Origin of the sequence: uncultured Jatrophihabitans sp. (genome assembly GCF_964252635.1) — a bacterium.
In the GTDB taxonomy this organism is placed as follows: domain Bacteria; phylum Actinomycetota; class Actinomycetes; order Mycobacteriales; family Jatrophihabitantaceae; genus Jatrophihabitans.
The window spans coordinates 33,435-49,068 of the sequence record NZ_CAXUNP010000009.1; the positions used below are offsets into that span (position 1 = coordinate 33,435).

Here is a 15,634-nt window from a genome sequence, read left to right on the forward strand (position 1 = left end):
AGACTGACCGACGTGGGCAGCTTCCGACTGACCGCGCTCGGGTCGAACACCGCTGTGCTCGAGCTGCCCTTGACGACGCCCCTGGCCGAGTGGCCCGACGAGATCCTGGTCAACGTCCCGCGCGGCATGTCCCGTCACGTCGTGCGCTTCGTCGAGGTCGAGGGCGAGGTGCTGGCCGTCAAGGAGGCGACGGACCGCTACGTGCTGCGCGAGCACGGCCTGCTGCGCGGTCTCGCCGAGCGTTCGGTGCCGGTCGTCGAGGCCTTCGGGACCGTCGTCGAGCGGGTCGACGACGCGGGCGAGGAGCTCGGCGGCCTGCTGTTCACCCGGCACCTGCAGTTCTCGCAGCCGTACCGCTCGCTGTTCACCGGACGCGGGCTGCCCGAGCTGCGCAACCGCCTGCTCGACGCGCTGGCCGCGCTGTTCGTGCAGCTGCATCTCGCGGGCTTCTACTGGGGCGACTGCTCGCTGTCCAACACCCTGTTCCGGCGGGACGCCGGCGCGCTGGCCGCCTACCTGGTCGACGCCGAGACCGGTGAGCTGCACACCACGCTGTCGAACGGCCAGCGCCGGCACGACCTCGACATCGCGATGGAGAACATCGCCGGGGAGATGTTCGACCTGCAGGCCGCCGGGCTGCTCGACCCGCGCGCCGACGTCATCGAGCAGGCGCAGACGCTCTCGGTGCGCTACGGCGGGTTGTGGGACGAGCTGACGCACGACGTCGTCGTCCCCACCGGTGAGAACTACCGCATCAACGCCCAGCTGCGCCGGCTGAACAAGCTCGGCTTCGACATCGGCGAGATGTCGGTGAAGACCGGGCCCGACGGGTTGCGGCTGCACGTCGACCCGCAAGTCGTCGAGCCCGGCCACCACCAGCGGCGGCTGTTCGCCCTCACCGGGCTGCGTGTGCAGGAGAACCAGGCCCGCGCCCTGCTCGGCGACCTCGCGCGGTTCAAGGCCAAGTGGGAGTCCGGGTCGGGCGTCACCGTCGACGACGCGGACGCCGCCCGCCGGTGGATGACCGAGAAGTTCTACGGCACGCTCGGCCTCGTCCCGTCCGACCTGCGGGTCAAGCTGCCCGACGCGGAGTTGTTCCACGAGATCAACGAGCACCGGTGGCTGCTGTCCGAGGCCCAGGGCGAGGACGTCGGACGTTCGGCGGCCGTGCGGTCCTACGTGGACTCGGTGCTCAAGGACCTGCCGGACACCCGCGTCGACTTCTCGCAGGGGCCGCCCACCCAGGAGTTCACCCCCATCTTCGAGTGAGCCCCGCCCTGCGCCGATAGATTGCGGGGATGAGCGAGTACACGGGTGCGGTCACGGTCGGCGGCGACATGGACGTGCGGCGCCTGCCCGGGCTGACGATCACCAAGGTCGCGGTCGGGCCGATGTCGAACAACGCCTACCTGCTGCGCTGCACGCAGACCGACGAGGGCCTGCTCGTCGACGCCGCGAACGAGGCCGACCGGCTGCGCGACCTGGTCGCCTTCGAGGGCCCGCCCGTGTCGGCGATCCTCACCACGCACCGCCACGCCGACCACTGGCAGGCCCTGGCCGAGACGGCCGAGGCGGCCGGCGCGGCGATCTACGCCGGCGACGAGGACGCCGACGAACTGCCCGTGGCCGTCGACGAGCGCCTCGTGCACGGCGACGAGGTCACCCTCGGCGACCTCAGCCTCGAGATCATCGCGCTGCGCGGCCACACGCCGGGCTCCGTCGCCGTGCTCTACCGCGACCCGGAGGGCACGCCGCACCTGTTCACCGGCGACTCGTTGTTCCCGGGCGGGGTCGGGAGGACGACGTCGACCACGGACTTCACCTCGCTGATCGACGACGTCGAGGCGCGGGTGTTCGACACCCTGCCCGACGACACCTGGTTCTATCCCGGCCACGGCGACGACTCGACCCTCGGTGCCGAGCGCCCGCATCTGGCGGAGTGGCGCGCTCGCGGCTGGTGACCCGAGCAATGGGTAGACCCACCGCATGCGTGCAGTCAGCTACACCGAGACCGGTGACCCGTCCGTCCTGACCCTCGAGGAACGCCCCGTGCCCGACCCGGGTCCGGGTGAGGTTCGGGTGCGGGTCCACCGCTCCGGGGTGAACCCGACCGACTGGAAGTCACGCAGTGGTACCGGACCGGGCACGCCCGTCGCCCCGCCGCAGACGCCGAACCAGGACGGGTCGGGGGTGGTCGACGCCGTCGGGGCGGGCGTCGAGGCCGGGCTCGTCGGGCTGCGGGTCTGGCTGTGGGAGTCGGCGTACCAACGCCCCTGGGGGACCGCGGCCGAGTACACCCTCGTCCACCGCACCCGCCTCGTGACGCTGCCCGACTCGGCCTCCTTCGACCTGGGCGCCGGTCTCGGCGTCCCCTTCATCACGGCACATCGCTGCCTCACCGTGGCCGAGGACGGTCCGCGCCGGCTCGGGCCGGGCACCCTCGACCGCCAGGTCGTCCTCGTGCAGGGCGGCGCGGGCGCGGTCGGCAACGCGGCCATCCAGCTGGCCCGCTGGTCGGACGCCACCGTGATCACCACGGTCAGCAGCCCGTTCAAGGCCCAGCTCGCCGCGGCCGCCGGCGCCGACCACGTCATCGACTACACCAGCCAGGACGTCGCCGCCGAGGTGCGCCGCATCGCCCCGCACGGCGTGCGCTCGATCGTGGAGGTGTCGCCGACGCGCAACGCCGCGATCGACGCCCAGGTGCTGGCCGTCGGCGGCAGCGTCGCGATGTACGCCAACGACGGTGGTGACGAGGCCACGCTGCCGATCCGCCCCAACATGCAGACCAACGCGCGCTGGCAGTTCGTGCTCGTCTACACGGCGCCGGCCGCGGCCAAGGCCGAGGCCACCGAGGACGTCACGGCCGCCGTTCTCGACGGTGCCGTGCGCGTCGGCGACGACGCCGGCCTGCCGCTGCACCACTTCCCGCTGGAGCGGACCGCCGAGGCGCACGCCGCCGTGGAACGCGGCGCCGTCGGCAAGGTGCTCATCGACGTCACCGACTGACCCGGGGCCCCGTCTTCAGGACAGACCCGGTCTCACTCCAGCGAACCGGGGTCGGCGGGCACGTCGACGGCGTAGCCGCGCAGCACGTCGAGCGGCACGATCTGCAGGACGCGGGCGTTCGTCGCCGCCAGTACGACCGGCGGCGCGACCCCGTCCTCGTGCGCCTGCAACCACCGCAGGGCCACGACGCACCACCGATCGCCGGGACGCAAGCCGGGAAAGCGGAACTCCGGGCGCGGGGTGGACAGGTCGTTCCCGACGCGCTGCTGATGGGCGAGGAACTCGGCCGTGACCACGGCACAGACGGTGTGGTTGCCGACGTCCTCGGGGCCGCTGGTGCAACAGCCGTCGCGGTAGAACCCGGTCAGTGGGTCGGTGCCACACTCCTCGAGCTCGGCACCGAGGACGTTGCGGTCGAGGGGCACACCGCAGTCTGGCACGGCGCACCGGCGGGGCCGGCGGGAGCGGTGACACGATGAGGCGGTGTCCGTCCTCGAGCTGCGTGACCCGGCGCACCTGGTGAGCCGGCGGGCGCGCGGGTACTGGACGGTGCGGGCGACCCTCGGCTGGTTCGCGGTCGTCGCCGTCGAGGTGCTCGTCCTGCTGGCCTCGGACGCGTCCGCGCAGGCCGTCGTGCCCGTTGCCGTGGCCACCGGGGTGGCGGCTCTGACGCACGTGCTCGTCATGCCGCAGTGGCGCTTCCGGGTCCACCGCTGGGAGATCACCGACACCGCGGCCTACACCCAGTCGGGCTGGTTCACCCAGGAACGACGCATCGCCCCCCTCGCCCGGGTGCAGACCGTCGACACCCGGCGCGGCCCGCTCGAGCAGCTGTTCGGCCTGGCCGACGTCACCGTGACCACCGCGTCGGCGAAGGGTCCGATCAAGATCCACGCGCTGGACGGGCCGGTGGCCGAACACATCGTGCAGTGGCTCACCGAACGCGCCCAGGCCACGGCCGGCGACGGCACGTGACGGCACCGCCCACCGCGGCCGGGGCATCCACCGCGACCTGGCACCGGCTGAGCCCGCGCATGCTGCTGATCCACCCCGTCACCGAGCTGACGCGGGCCCTCCCCGCGCTGGCGGGGGTGTTCTTCGCCGGGCACGCCGGCGGTCACGGCCTGATCACCAGCCTGCTCGTCGCCGTCGGAGTCGTCGCGCTGTCGGTCACCCGGTGGTTCACCACCCGGCTGCTCGTCACCGACGAGCAGGTGCAGCTGCGCCACGGGCTGCTCCGACGACGCACGGTCGCCACCCGCCGCGACCGCATCCGCACCGTCGACGTCACCGCCCACGTGCTGCACCGTGCGCTCGGACTGTCCCGGGTGGTGGTGGGCACCGGCACCTCCGACCGCAAGAACGAGGCACGGATCGTGCTCGACGGGCTGACCGTGGGCGCGGCCGAGGCGCTCAGGCGGGAGTTGCTGCACCGCAGCGCCACGGCTCCCGCCCATCCGGTCGGCGAGGCCGCCGCGACGGAGCTCGCGCGCCTGCACCACCGCTGGATCGTGCTCGCCCCGTTCACGCTGTCCGGCGTGGTCACCGGCCTCGTGGTCTGGGGGTTCGTGTGGCGGGTGCAGGGCGAGTCCGGCGTCGACCTCCTGCACTCGGGGCCACTGCGCTCCGTCGGCCACGGCCTCGACACGCTGCCCACCGCGCTGGCCGTCCTGATGGTGATCGCCGCGGTCGTGGTCTTCGTCGCGGTGACGTCGGTGGTCGGCTACCTGCTGGCCTTCTGGAACTTCCGCCTGATGCGCCACGAGGACGGGACCCTGCAGGTCACGCGGGGCCTGCTCACCACCCGGGCGACCAGCATCGAACGACGGCGGCTGGTCGGTGTGGAGATCTCCCGTCCCCTGTCGCTGCGTGCCGTGGGCGGCGCACGCACGCTGAGCGTGGCGACCGGGCTACGGGTCGGACGCGGCGCCGAGAAGGGCGGCGAGGTGTTGCTGCCGCCGGCTCCCGTGTCCGCGTCCCGGTCGGTGGCCGGGCAGGTGCTGGCCACCGGGGCAGAGGCCACCGGGACGGGGGTCACCGGCAGTGCGGTCACGGCCACGCTGCACCCGCACGGGCGGGCAGCGACCCGTCGTCGTTACGCCCGCGCGCTCGGTGGCGGCGTCGTTCTGGTCGTCGCCGCAGCGGTGGGGTGGCGTACCGGCGGGTCGTTCTGGGCCGTGCCCGTCGCGCTGGCCCTGCTGATGGCGTCCGTGCCGCTCGCGGCCGACCGCGCCTCGTCGCTGGGGCACGCTCACGTGGACGGCGCTCTCGTCACGCGCTACGGCTCGTTGCTCCGTCGACGGGTGGTGCTTGCCGACCACGCCGTGATCGGCTGGACGGTGCGCGCCACCTGGTTCCAGCGACGGGTCGGCGTGAGCACGCTGACCGCCACCACCGCGGCCGGGCGGCAGAGCTACCGCGTCGTCGACGTCGAGACACCCACCGGCGTCGCGCTCGCGGACGGGGTCACCCCCGGACTGCTCGGTCCGTTCCTGGCTGCGCCGTCGTCAGCGCGCCCAACGCACCCAGCCACAGCGCGGTGAGCTCGTCGACCAGTGTCGACCGGGACATGCGCAACCGCCCGGACAGCACCGCCTCGATGACGTCCGCCGACCCGCCCATCACGAACAGGGCGGTCGCCCGCGCGCGACGGCGCTCGGCCAGGCCCAACGCGTTCAGCACCGAGATGCTGTCGATGATCAGGTCGGCGAAGGCGCTGACCAGGTCGTGCCGGTGTTCGCGCAGCGGTTCGTGCCCGGCGCCGGCGACGAGCATGGCCGTCGCCTTCCGGGGGTCCTTGGCAACGACGCCGTAGCCGGCGTCGATGGCCGCCCGCACCTGCGCCTCGGTGCCGTCGGGGGCGCGCCGGGCCGCGGTCACGGCGCACGTGGCGACCTCGTCGGTGACCGTGGACACCGCCGTCGACAGCAGGTCGTCGAGGTCGGCGAAGCACTCGTAGAAGTAACGCGGCGTGAGACGGGCCCGTGCGCAGACCGAACGCACGCTGACGCCGGCCAGCCCCTCGTCGTGCAGGCAGTCCAGGGCGGCTTCCACGAGTAGGCGGCGCCGCTGCTCGTGGCGCTCGTCACCGGATACCCCACGGTACGGACGGCTGGACGGCACGCGCACCTCCACGTTGACAACACTCGTTGTCACACTATGGTCGAGGGCAACCGGACTGGCAAGGAGCTGGTATGACCTCGACAGACACCACCCTGCGCGAGATGCCCGGCGACTCCGGGCTGCCGCTCGTCCACCACAGCTGGGGCTTCGTCAGCGGGTCCATGGCGACCGACCGTTCGCGCTTCGACAAGTACGGGCCGGTCTCGTGGATGAAGGCGCTGGGCCGGACGTGGGTGTCCGCCGCCGGGCCCGACGCGGTGGGCGAGGTGCTGACGAACCGCAACCGGGTCTTCGACAGCGGTCCGGGGTGGAGCTTCCTCATCGGGCCGTTCTTCCGGCGCGGCCTGATGCTTCTCGACGGCGCGGAGCACCACACGCACCGCCGCATCATGCAGGAGGCCTTCACGGCGGCCCGCCTGGCCGGCTACCTGGAACCCATGAACCGCACGATCACCGAGAGCCTCTCGCGCTGGCCCGAGGCGGGCATGCTCGCCTTCTACCCGACCGTCAAGCAACTGACGCTCGACATCGCGACCGACACCTTCATGGGCGCCGAGGCGGGAGCCGAGGCCGACCGGCTCAACACCGCGTTCGTCGACGCCGTCCGCGCCGGCACCGCGTTCGTCCGCTTCCCCGTGCCGGGCCTGCGGTGGTCGCGCGGACTGGCCGGACGCACCCTGCTCGAGAACTACCTCACCCCGCGCATCGCCGAGAAGCGCACCGGCGACGGCACCGATCTGTTCGGCGCGCTGTGCCACGCCCAGGTCGAGGACGAGAGCTTCACCGACACCGACATCGTCAACCACATGATCTTCCTGTTGATGGCCGCGCACGACACGTCGACGATCACCCTCACGTCGATGGCCTACTACCTCGCGCGCAACCCGGAGTGGCAGGACCGCTGCCGCGACGAGTCGCTCGCGCTCGGCAGCGAGGCGGTCGCCTACGGGGACCTCGACCGGCTCGTCGCGCTCGACCTGGTGATGAAGGAGTCGCTGCGGCTCGTCGTCCCGGTGCCCGGCGTCATGCGGTGGGCCTCGACGGACACCGAGCTGCTCGGCTACCGCGTGCCCGCCGGCACCCACGTCGCAGCGAACCTGTGGGGGGTGCACCACTTCGAGGAGTGGTGGCCCGACCCCGAGCGCTTCGACCCCGGCCGGTTCGCCGACGACCGGCGCGAGGACAAGGTGCACCGGCACGCCTTCATGCCCTTCGGCAACGGGGTGCACAAGTGCATCGGCATGTACTTCGGCGGTATGGAGATCAAGGCGACGATGCACCAGCTGCTGCAGCGTTACCGCTTCTCGGTCCCCGACGGGTACGAGATGCCGATGGACTGGTCGTCGCTGCCCCGACCCAGGGACGGGCTGCCCGTCACGCTGCACCGGCTGTGACGGACCAGCTGTGACGGACCGGCTGTGAAGGACCGGCTGCAACCGACGCGACCACGCCACGCGGTACGGCGCGGTCCGTGCCACCATGACCGCGTCCCGAACCGATGCGAAAGGCAGCGCCTGTGACCTCCTCCCCGTCCCTCTCCGGCCGCACCATCCTCATGTCCGGCGGCAGCCGGGGCATCGGCCTGGCCATCGCCGTGCGCGCCGCTCGGGACGGCGCGAACGTCGCGCTGCTGGCAAAGACGGACACACCCGACCCGCGGCTGCCCGGCACCGTGCACACCGCCGCCGAGGAGATCACCGCGGCCGGTGGCACCGCGTTGCCGCTCGTGGGCGACGTGCGTGACGACGACTCGGTGGCCGACGCGGTGGCCCGCACCGTCGAGCGCTTCGGCGGCATCGACATCGTCGTCAACAACGCCTCGGCCATCAACCTGTCCACGATCGGTGACCTGCCCCCCAAGCGCTACGACCTCATGCTCGACATCAACGCCCGGGGCACGTTCCTGCTGACCAGCGCGGCGCTGCCGCACCTGGCCGAGTCCGACAACCCGCACGTGCTGACGTTGTCGCCGCCGCTGAACCTCGACCGCAAGTGGTTCGCCGACCACGCGCCGTACACGGTGAGCAAGTACGCGATGACGATGCTGACCCTGGGCGTGGCCGAGGGCCGTCGCGAGCAGGGCATCGCCGGCAACTGCCTGTGGCCCCGGACGCTCATCGCCACCGCCGCGGTGCAGAACCTGCTGGGCGGCGACGAGAGCGTGGCCAAGGCCCGGCGACCCGAGATCGTGGCCGACGCCGCCTACGCGATCCTGACCCGCTCGGCCCGCGAGTGCACCGGCAACACCTTCATCGACGACGAGGTGCTGGCCGCGGAGGGCGTCACGGACCTGAGCCCCTACCGCTACGGCGACGGCACCGAGGACGACCTGGCGCTCGACATCTTCCTCTGAGCGCCGACCTCCGACCGGACATCGCGCACGTGGCACCCAACGGATTCCTCGACACCGACGGGCCGGTCGCGTTCGCCCACCGCGGCTTCGCCGTCGCGGGTGGCGAGAACTCGATGGCCGCGTTCCAGGCCGCGGTGGACCTCGGCTACCGGTTCCTCGAGACCGACGTGCGGGTCACCGCCGACGGGGTCGCGCTGGCCTTCCACGACGCGACCCTCGACCGGGTGACCGACGCCCACGGCCGGATCGACCGGCTGCCGTGGTCCGCGGTGCGGCGAGCGCGGATCGGCGGGACCGAGCCGATTCCCCTGCTCAGCGACGTGCTGGCCACCTGGCCCGACGTCTGCCTCAACCTCGACGTCAAGTCCGGTCCGGGCGTGGCCGCCACGGCCGCAGCGGTCCGCGCCACGGGTGCGCTCCCGCGGGTGTGCGTCGGCGCGTTCTCGGCCCGGCGGGTACACGCCGTCCGTCGACTGCTCGGACCGCGTCTCGTGACGGGCCTGGCTCCGCACGAGGCCCTGGGGCTGAGGGCCGCCCGCGGCCGCGTCGCCGCCGGGCTGCGTGGCCGCTGCGCCCAGGTACCGCCGCGACTGGGTCCCGTGACACTCGTCGACCGCAGCTACCTGGCCGCTGCACACCGGCTCGGGGTCCGGGTGCACGTCTGGACGGTCAACGACCGTGCGGAGATGACCAGGTTGCTCGACCTCGGCGTCGACGGCGTCATGACCGACCGGGCCGACGTCCTGCGCAACGTGCTCCGCGAGCGCGGGCAGTGGACCTGACGGCCGGGCGGACCCGGTAGCCTCGCCGCGTGGTCGAGCCCCGCGACGACGGAGCGCTGTCCTCCGTCCCCGCCGCCGGGAACCGGCGGGCGACGCCGATGCCGGCCCAGCTGAAGTTCTTCTACGGCCCGATGGACTGCGGCAAGTCCACGCTCGCCCTGCAGATCGACCACAACCAGGCCCGGCAGGGCCGCCGCGGGCTGCGCCTCGTGCGGTACGACCGTTCGGGGGGCGCCAGCATCACGACCCGGGTGGGTCTCGCCCGCGACGCGATCGAGGTCGACGACGACACCGACGTGCGGAACCTCGTCAGGGACCGCTGGGCAACGGGGCAGCACGTCGACTACCTCATCGTCGACGAGGCCGGCTTCCTGACCGCCGCGCACGTCGACCAGCTCGCCGAGCTCGTCGACGACTGGCACGTCGACGTCTACTGCTTCGGGCTGGTCACAGACTTCCGCACGATCCTGCTGCCCGGCGCGCAACGGCTCGTCGAGCTGGCCGACGAGATCGCGCCCGTGCACGTCGAGGTGCTGTGCTGGTGCGGCCGGCCCGGGCGCCTGAACGCGCGCGTCGTCGACGGGCGCGTCGTGCGCGAGGGCGACACCGTCGTGGTGGCCGACACCGCGGCGCCCGAGGACTCCGGCGCTGTCGAGGCTGCGGTGCACTACCAGGTGCTGTGCCGTATGCACCACCGCCGCGGTGACCTCGGCACGACCACGGTGCGCGGTCAGCTCAGCCTCGAGGTCTGATCGCGGGGTCGCGCGGGCCCGCTCGGACCCCCACTCCACCGGTGCGACTGGCACGCCACTGAGTCGCAAGGGCTTGACATCGTTACCTCGGGCACCATAGGGGGGAATCCTGATGTCGAGTGGCTCGTTGAACCATTCGTACGCGAGCCCACGAACATCCTGGTAGGGCTCACCACTACCGCCCGAGGAGGTGCCCACCATGGCAGATCGCACTTTGCGGGGCAGTCGGCTCGGTGCCATCAGCTACGAGACCGAGTACGGGGCAGAGCCTGCCCCGCGCAACGTCGCCGCGTACCGCTGTGAACGCGGCCACGAGTTCACCGTGCCGTTCTCCGAGGAAGCAGAGATCCCCAGCACGTGGGACTGCCGACTCGACGGCACCGTCGCCAAGTTGATCGACGGCCCGGAGCCCGAGGCCAAGAAGGTCAAGGCTCCGCGCACGCACTGGGACATGCTCATGGAGCGTCGCACCATCGCCGATCTCGAAGAGGTCCTGGCCGAGCGGCTCGACGTCCTGCGCGCCCGACGGGGCCAGAAGAGCGCCTGACCCACTGATCCGGCCTCGGCCGGTCAGTCGAACAACGACAACTGCTCCACCGCGGGCCGCTTCGGCGGCAGCGGTGGCAGTCGTCGGGGCGCACCTGTCCGCCACCAGCGCCGCTCGCCGGGAGCATCCGCATAGGCCGGTGCCGGTGTGACGGTCTCGCCGGCGTCGGCCGGTTCGACGTCGGCCAGCACACGCACCGCGTTCGCCGCCGACCAGGTCAGGTTGTGCTCGCGGAAGACCGCGGCGACCGGGTCCGCGGCCAAGGGCAGCACACCCACTCCCCCAGCCAGCTCGAGGCCGAGCTCGACGTCGCGATGCATCGTCATGACCTGGCAGTTGAGCTCCCACGCCTCGCGGGCGCCGTCACAGGCCATCCTGCGGGCGGCGCCCTGACCCAGCCGGGCCGTCACCGCATCCAGGTCGTCGAACGCGGCACGCGCCGAGCCGAACTCACCCAGCAGGCGTGCCGCCAGCTTGGGCCCGACCCCGCGGACGCCGGGCAGGTTGTCCGACGGGTCACCACGCAGCGCCGCGTAGTCGCGGTACTGGTGCGGGTGCACGCCGAGCAGCAGCACTAGACGTTCGGCGGTCATGGTGGGTGAGGCGTCGACCCCGCCGTTGATGATGCGCAGCACGTGCGTGTGCTCGTCGATGAGCGCGAAGGCGTCACGGTCCGAGGTCACCACGACCGTCCGGGCGCCGTGGCGGGGTGCGTACTCGGCACACGAGGCCAGGACGTCGTCGGCCTCCAGACCGGCGGGCACGACCACCGCGACGCCGATCCGGCGCAACACGTCGACGGCCTCCGCCAGCTGCTCCACGAGGGTGTCGAGCTTGTCGACACGGTTGGCCTTGTAACCCGGCCACCGTTCGCGGCGCGTCGAACGGTCGGGGTCGTCGAAGCCGACCACGACCACGGCCGGGCGGACCCGCTCGACGGCCGCCACCAGCTGCGTCAGCAGCCCCCGGACCGCCCACGACGCCTGCCCGGTCTGGGCCTGGGCGTGGAAGCTGCGGTGGACGAGGGAGTTGCCGTCGACGGCGAGGACGACCGGCTGCTGCACGTCGACCACTCTGCCACCTGCCGCCGACGACATGTCTCAGCGACGCCCGCGGACCAGCCCACGCAGCTGGTCGGCGCGGTGCCGGACCCCCCATTGCGTCACCCGGGTGAAGGCCTCACGCACGATCTCGCTGCTCATCTTGGACTCGCCGCGCTCGCGCTCGACGAAGGTGATCGGCACCTCGACGACCCGGAACCCGGCGTCGAGGGCGCGGCGGGCGAGGTCGACCTGGAAGCAGTACCCCTGCGAGGCCACCCCGGCGTAGTCGATGCGTTCGAGCACCTCGCGCCGGAACGCACGGTAGCCGCCGGTGGCGTCGCGCAGCCGCAGCCCGAGGGCGAGCCGGGTGTAGAGGTTTCCGCCGCGCGAGATGAGCTCGCGCGAACGGGGCCAGTTCACGACGGACCCGCCCGGGACGTAGCGCGAACCCAGGACGAGATCGGCCCGGTCGAGGGCGGCCAGCAACCGCGGGAGCTGCTCGGGCGCGTGCGAACCGTCGGCATCCATCTCGACGAGCACGTCGTAGCCCTGGTCCAGCCCCCAGCCGAAACCGGCGATGTACGCCGCCCCGAGGCCGGCCTTCGCGGTCCGGTGCAGGACGTGGATGTGGTCGTCGCCGTCCGCCAGCTCGTCGGCGATCTTGCCCGTTCCGTCCGGGCTGCCGTCGTCGACCACGAGCAGGTGCGCGTCGGGCACGGACGCCCTGACCCGGCCGATGATCCGCTCGATGTTCTCGCGCTCGTCGTAGGTCGGGACGACCACCAACACCCGGCTCATCGGTGCGCAACCTCCTCCTGCTCGACCCCGCTCGCTGTGCCCTCGTCCCGCTGGCGCGCCGACGCTGCGGTCCGGTCGCCCCGGCGGCGCCAGACCGCGAACAGCAGACCGGCGAGCGCGGCTGCGCTCAACACCCATTCGGGTACCGCGCCGATCCGGGTCGCCAGCGTAGTGGCCGTCCGGACGGGCACGGCGTGGACCAGGATCGCCGAGCGGTACAGCGGCCCTGAGCTCAGGATCACCCGGCCGTCCGGGCCGATCAGGGCCGACTTGCCGGTCGTGGCCGCCTGCACGACCGTGCGGCCCAGCTCGACGGCCCGCAACTGGCTCATGGCCAGCTGCTGGTAGGTCTCCGGGGTGTGCCCGAAGGTGGCGTTGTTGGTCTGCACGACGACGAGCCGGGCTCCGGCCGCGACCGACGAGCGGACGAGGTCGTCGTAGGCGACCTCGAAGCAGATGACGTCGCCGATCGGTACCGGGCCGCCCCGCAGCAGCCCGTTGCCCTTGCCCGCCACCATGTCCTGGGTGACCGTCTTGGCGTCGGAGCTGACGGCCTGCGCGATACCGCGCAGCGGGATGTACTCGGCGAACGGCACCGGGTGCCGCTTGACGTAGCGTGCGCCGGGGCCGGTGGTCGGCGACCACAGGATGCCGACGTTGCGGCGGTGCGTCGGGCCCGGCCCCTGCAGGATGGCCCCGACGAGCACGGGCGCGCCGACGGCCTTCACGGCCCGGTCGATCTTGGCGTAGGCGCCGGCGTCCTCGAACGGGTCGACGTCGGAGGCGTTCTCGGGCCACAGCACCAGGCTCGGCCGGGCCACCGTCCCGGCCTTCACCTCGGCCGCGAGCTTCAGCGTCTGGCGGACGTGGTTGTCGAGGACCTGCTCGGCGCGGGTCTCGATGTCGAGGGTGCCGGTGTCGGGCAGCCCGCCCTGGATGACGGCGACGGTCTCCTGCCGGCCGCCGTCACCGGGGTCGAGCGGGACGGCCAGCACCAGCCCGACGACGGGCACCGCCACCAGCGCGACCAGGCCCGCGACGAGCGGCCGTCGCAGCGTGGGCCACGCCGCCAGGCCGGCCTCGGCCAGCCCGGCCCCGGCCACCGCGACCACGAACGTCACCAACGGTGCGCCGCCCAGTGGCGCGAACCACTTGAGTGGCGAGCTCGCCTGGCTGAACGCGAGTCGGCCCCACGGGAACCCGCCGAACGGGATGCGGTCGCGCAGGAACTCCTGCCCGACCCACGCCGCGCCGACCCAGAAGATGCGTCCCGGCAGCCGCACCAGCACGGTGAGCGCGGCCCCGAGGACGGCGAAGAACAGCGCGAAGAACAGGCCCAGGATGAGCCAGGGAACGGGGCCGACGTAGATGCCCGTCCAGTGCACCAGCGGCAGCAGGAACGCGGCGCCGTAGAGGTAGCCCAGCCACGCCCCGGTGCGCGCGCGGCGACCGTCGACGGCCACCGACAGGGCGGCGACGCTGAGGAACGCGAACGGCCACCATCCGAAACGCGGGAACGCCAGGACCCCCGCCGCGCCGCCTCCGACGGCGGCGAGCGCGGCCCAGCGCGCCGGGAAGCGCGGCGCGCGGACGGGGTGCATCGGACCAGTATCGCCGAGCCCCGCTGAGGCGACACCGACCTCGCCGACCGCCGCCGTCACCCCGTCTCGTGCAGCACGTGGCCGCGCAGCACCGTGGCCCGGCAGGTCGGCAGGCCGGCCGGGTCGTCCAGCGGCGGGAGGTCGTGCCCGTCGTCGGCGGTCCGCCAGACGCGAACGTCGCCGGCCGGCCGGGCGCCAGCACGCCCTCGACGTCGTGCCCCGCCGCCTGCCACCCGGCGCGCGTGTGCGCCTCGAACGCGGCCTCGACCGGGATCGAGGCAGCCGGGTCGTGATGGTGGGTGGCGGCGCGCACCGCGGCCCAGGGGCCGAGCTCGGTGACCGGCGAGTCCGAGCCCAGGACCAGGGGCACGCCGGCGGAGACGAGGTCGGCCAGCCGGTTCAGAGCCAGCGAGCGGTCGCCGCCGAGACGCTGCGCGTACATGCCGTCGCGCCCGCCCCACAACGCGTCGAAGCAGGGCTGCATCGAGGCCGTCAGCCCGGACGCGGCGAGCCGGGCCGGGTCACGGACGTACTCGGCGTGCTCGATGCGCTGACCCGCGCCTGCCGTCCGTCCCAGCCGGGCCGAGGCCAGCTCGTAGGCGTCCAGCACCTGGTCCACGGCGGCGTCGCCGATCGCGTGGAACCCGGACTGCAGGCCGGCGACGGCGCAGGCCTCCACGTGCGCGGCCATGTCCTGCGTGGCGAAGCGCAGCAGGCCCGTCTCGCCCGGGTGGCTGGCGTACGGCTCACGCAGCGCGGCGGTCGCCGAACCGAGCGAGCCGTCGCAGAACAGGTCGCCGGCGGCTCCGACGGCGCCCAGCTGGCGGGCTTTCTCGACGGCCCCCAGCTCGCCCCAGTACGGCGTCACGTCCGGCAACGACGGGTCCGCGGCCAGCACGATCAGCTCGACCAGGTCGTCCTCGGTGCTGATGACCGGCCCGGCCATCTCGTGCACGGCGGCGATCCCGAGTGACGCCGCCCGGCGCAGCATGGCCAGCTGCGCGTCCCGGCGTTGCGCCCGAGTCAGCGACGCCAGGGCCACCTCGCGCACCCGGTCGTGCGCCGGCTCGCGGATCCAGCCGTTCTCGCCGACCCCCGCCCCGGCGAGGCCGGGCACCGCGGCCCGCAGCGCCGACGACACCACCGCCGAGTGCACGTCGACCCGCGCCAGGTAGACCACGCCGCCGTAGGACGCGCGGTCCAGCTCCGCCGACGTCGGCGGCCGCCCCTCAGGCCAGTCGGTCTCACTCCACCCGCCGCCGAGCACGGGACGGCCCCGCGCCGACCGGGCGGCGTCCTCCACCGCCCGCAGCGCCTCGCCCAGGGAGCGGCAGCCGCTGAGGTCCAGCGCGGTCAACGCCAACCCGGTGGACGTCGCGTGGACATGCGCGTCGACGAACGCCGGCGCGACCCATCCCCCGTCGAGGTCGACGACACGTGTCCCGACCCGGCCGGCATCGGCCTCGGCCCGGTGCTCGTCACCGACCCACTCGATCATCCCGTCGTCGCCCACCATCAGGGCCGTCGGCCGTCGTGCGGCCGGGGTGTGGATTCGTCCGTGGCGGTAGAGGGTGGGCACCCGTCCGAGTGTGCCAGCGCGGTCGGTGCGCACCCGGCGGGCGATCA

Annotated in this window: 15 protein-coding genes and 1 pseudogene; 10 read left to right on the forward strand and 6 right to left on the reverse strand. The window is 73.0% G+C overall.

The features are described 5' to 3' along the window. Nucleotides 1-12 precede the first annotated feature (12 nt). From ACFFCA_RS05975 to ACFFCA_RS05985, 3 genes are read left to right on the forward strand one after another with little or no spacing between them, the layout of a single operon-like run. Nucleotides 13-1,269, forward strand: a complete 1,257-nt coding sequence (locus tag ACFFCA_RS05975) for a DUF4032 domain-containing protein (RefSeq protein WP_375482780.1) — start codon at nucleotides 13-15, stop codon at nucleotides 1,267-1,269. Nucleotides 1,270-1,298: 29 nt separating this feature from the next. Beyond that, complete coding sequence (locus ACFFCA_RS05980) at nucleotides 1,299-1,961, forward strand: MBL fold metallo-hydrolase (protein ID WP_375482782.1); 663 nt, start codon at nucleotides 1,299-1,301, stop codon at nucleotides 1,959-1,961. A gap of 25 nt (nucleotides 1,962-1,986) precedes the next feature. Continuing rightward, nucleotides 1,987-3,009 carry an NADPH:quinone reductase gene (locus tag ACFFCA_RS05985; RefSeq protein WP_375482784.1) on the forward strand — a complete coding sequence of 341 codons (1,023 nt, stop codon included), beginning with the start codon at nucleotides 1,987-1,989 and terminating at the stop codon, nucleotides 3,007-3,009. 32 nt (nucleotides 3,010-3,041) lie between these two features. Here the strand turns inward: ACFFCA_RS05985 and ACFFCA_RS05990 are convergent, their stop codons facing one another. Next, nucleotides 3,042-3,434, reverse strand: a complete 393-nt coding sequence (locus ACFFCA_RS05990) for a DUF2237 family protein (protein WP_375482786.1) — start codon at nucleotides 3,432-3,434, stop codon at nucleotides 3,042-3,044. Nucleotides 3,435-3,492: 58 nt separating this feature from the next. On the opposite strand from ACFFCA_RS05990, the gene ACFFCA_RS05995 reads away from it, so the two are divergent. Then, nucleotides 3,493-3,984, forward strand: coding sequence for a PH domain-containing protein (locus tag ACFFCA_RS05995; protein WP_375482788.1), 492 nt, complete (start codon nucleotides 3,493-3,495; stop codon nucleotides 3,982-3,984). After that, the gene (locus ACFFCA_RS06000; RefSeq protein ID WP_375482790.1) at nucleotides 3,981-5,552 is read left to right on the forward strand and encodes a PH domain-containing protein; all 1,572 of its coding nucleotides are present in this window, start codon (nucleotides 3,981-3,983) and stop codon (nucleotides 5,550-5,552) included. The genes ACFFCA_RS05995 and ACFFCA_RS06000 overlap by 4 nt, the downstream gene beginning before the upstream one ends. Here the strand turns inward: ACFFCA_RS06000 and ACFFCA_RS06005 are convergent. Further along, entirely contained in the window at nucleotides 5,476-6,132 is a 657-nt protein-coding gene (locus ACFFCA_RS06005) for a TetR/AcrR family transcriptional regulator (protein WP_375482792.1), read from the reverse strand. The genes ACFFCA_RS06000 and ACFFCA_RS06005 overlap by 77 nt on opposite strands. Before the next feature lie 71 nt (nucleotides 6,133-6,203). On the opposite strand from ACFFCA_RS06005, the gene ACFFCA_RS06010 reads away from it, so the two are divergent. The 5 genes from ACFFCA_RS06010 to ACFFCA_RS06030 all read left to right on the forward strand — a co-directional run bounded on the left by ACFFCA_RS06010 (nucleotide 6,204) and on the right by ACFFCA_RS06030 (nucleotide 10,566). Then, nucleotides 6,204-7,526: a cytochrome P450 gene (locus ACFFCA_RS06010; RefSeq protein ID WP_375482794.1), complete on the forward strand. Its 1,323-nt coding sequence runs from the start codon at nucleotides 6,204-6,206 to the stop codon at nucleotides 7,524-7,526. A gap of 104 nt (nucleotides 7,527-7,630) precedes the next feature. After that, nucleotides 7,631-8,485, forward strand: coding sequence for an SDR family oxidoreductase (locus tag ACFFCA_RS06015; protein ID WP_375482796.1), 855 nt, complete (start codon nucleotides 7,631-7,633; stop codon nucleotides 8,483-8,485). Nucleotides 8,486-8,514: 29 nt separating this feature from the next. Continuing rightward, nucleotides 8,515-9,267: a glycerophosphodiester phosphodiesterase family protein gene (locus ACFFCA_RS06020; RefSeq protein ID WP_375482798.1), complete on the forward strand. Its 753-nt coding sequence runs from the start codon at nucleotides 8,515-8,517 to the stop codon at nucleotides 9,265-9,267. A gap of 29 nt (nucleotides 9,268-9,296) precedes the next feature. Continuing rightward, nucleotides 9,297-10,019, forward strand: a complete 723-nt coding sequence (locus ACFFCA_RS06025; RefSeq protein WP_375482800.1) for a thymidine kinase — start codon at nucleotides 9,297-9,299, stop codon at nucleotides 10,017-10,019. Between the two features lie 199 nt (nucleotides 10,020-10,218). Beyond that, entirely contained in the window at nucleotides 10,219-10,566 is a 348-nt protein-coding gene (locus ACFFCA_RS06030; RefSeq protein WP_375482802.1) for an RNA polymerase-binding protein RbpA, read from the forward strand. Nucleotides 10,567-10,589: 23 nt separating this feature from the next. Here ACFFCA_RS06030 and ACFFCA_RS06035 read toward each other — a convergent pair whose 3' ends face one another. The 4 genes and pseudogenes from ACFFCA_RS06035 to ACFFCA_RS06050 all read right to left on the reverse strand — a co-directional run bounded on the left by ACFFCA_RS06035 (nucleotide 10,590) and on the right by ACFFCA_RS06050 (nucleotide 15,620). Next, nucleotides 10,590-11,630 (reverse strand): 5'-3' exonuclease H3TH domain-containing protein, encoded by a 1,041-nt coding sequence (locus ACFFCA_RS06035; RefSeq protein WP_375482804.1) that lies wholly within the window; start codon nucleotides 11,628-11,630, stop codon nucleotides 10,590-10,592. A gap of 36 nt (nucleotides 11,631-11,666) precedes the next feature. Then, nucleotides 11,667-12,407: a polyprenol monophosphomannose synthase gene (locus ACFFCA_RS06040; protein WP_375482806.1), complete on the reverse strand. Its 741-nt coding sequence runs from the start codon at nucleotides 12,405-12,407 to the stop codon at nucleotides 11,667-11,669. Further along, entirely contained in the window at nucleotides 12,404-14,008 is a 1,605-nt protein-coding gene (gene lnt / locus ACFFCA_RS06045) for an apolipoprotein N-acyltransferase (protein ID WP_375482808.1), read from the reverse strand. The genes ACFFCA_RS06040 and lnt overlap by 4 nt, the downstream gene beginning before the upstream one ends. A gap of 56 nt (nucleotides 14,009-14,064) precedes the next feature. Beyond that, nucleotides 14,065-15,620: pseudogene (locus ACFFCA_RS06050) on the reverse strand (amidohydrolase). Nucleotides 15,621-15,634: the final 14 nt, after the last annotated feature.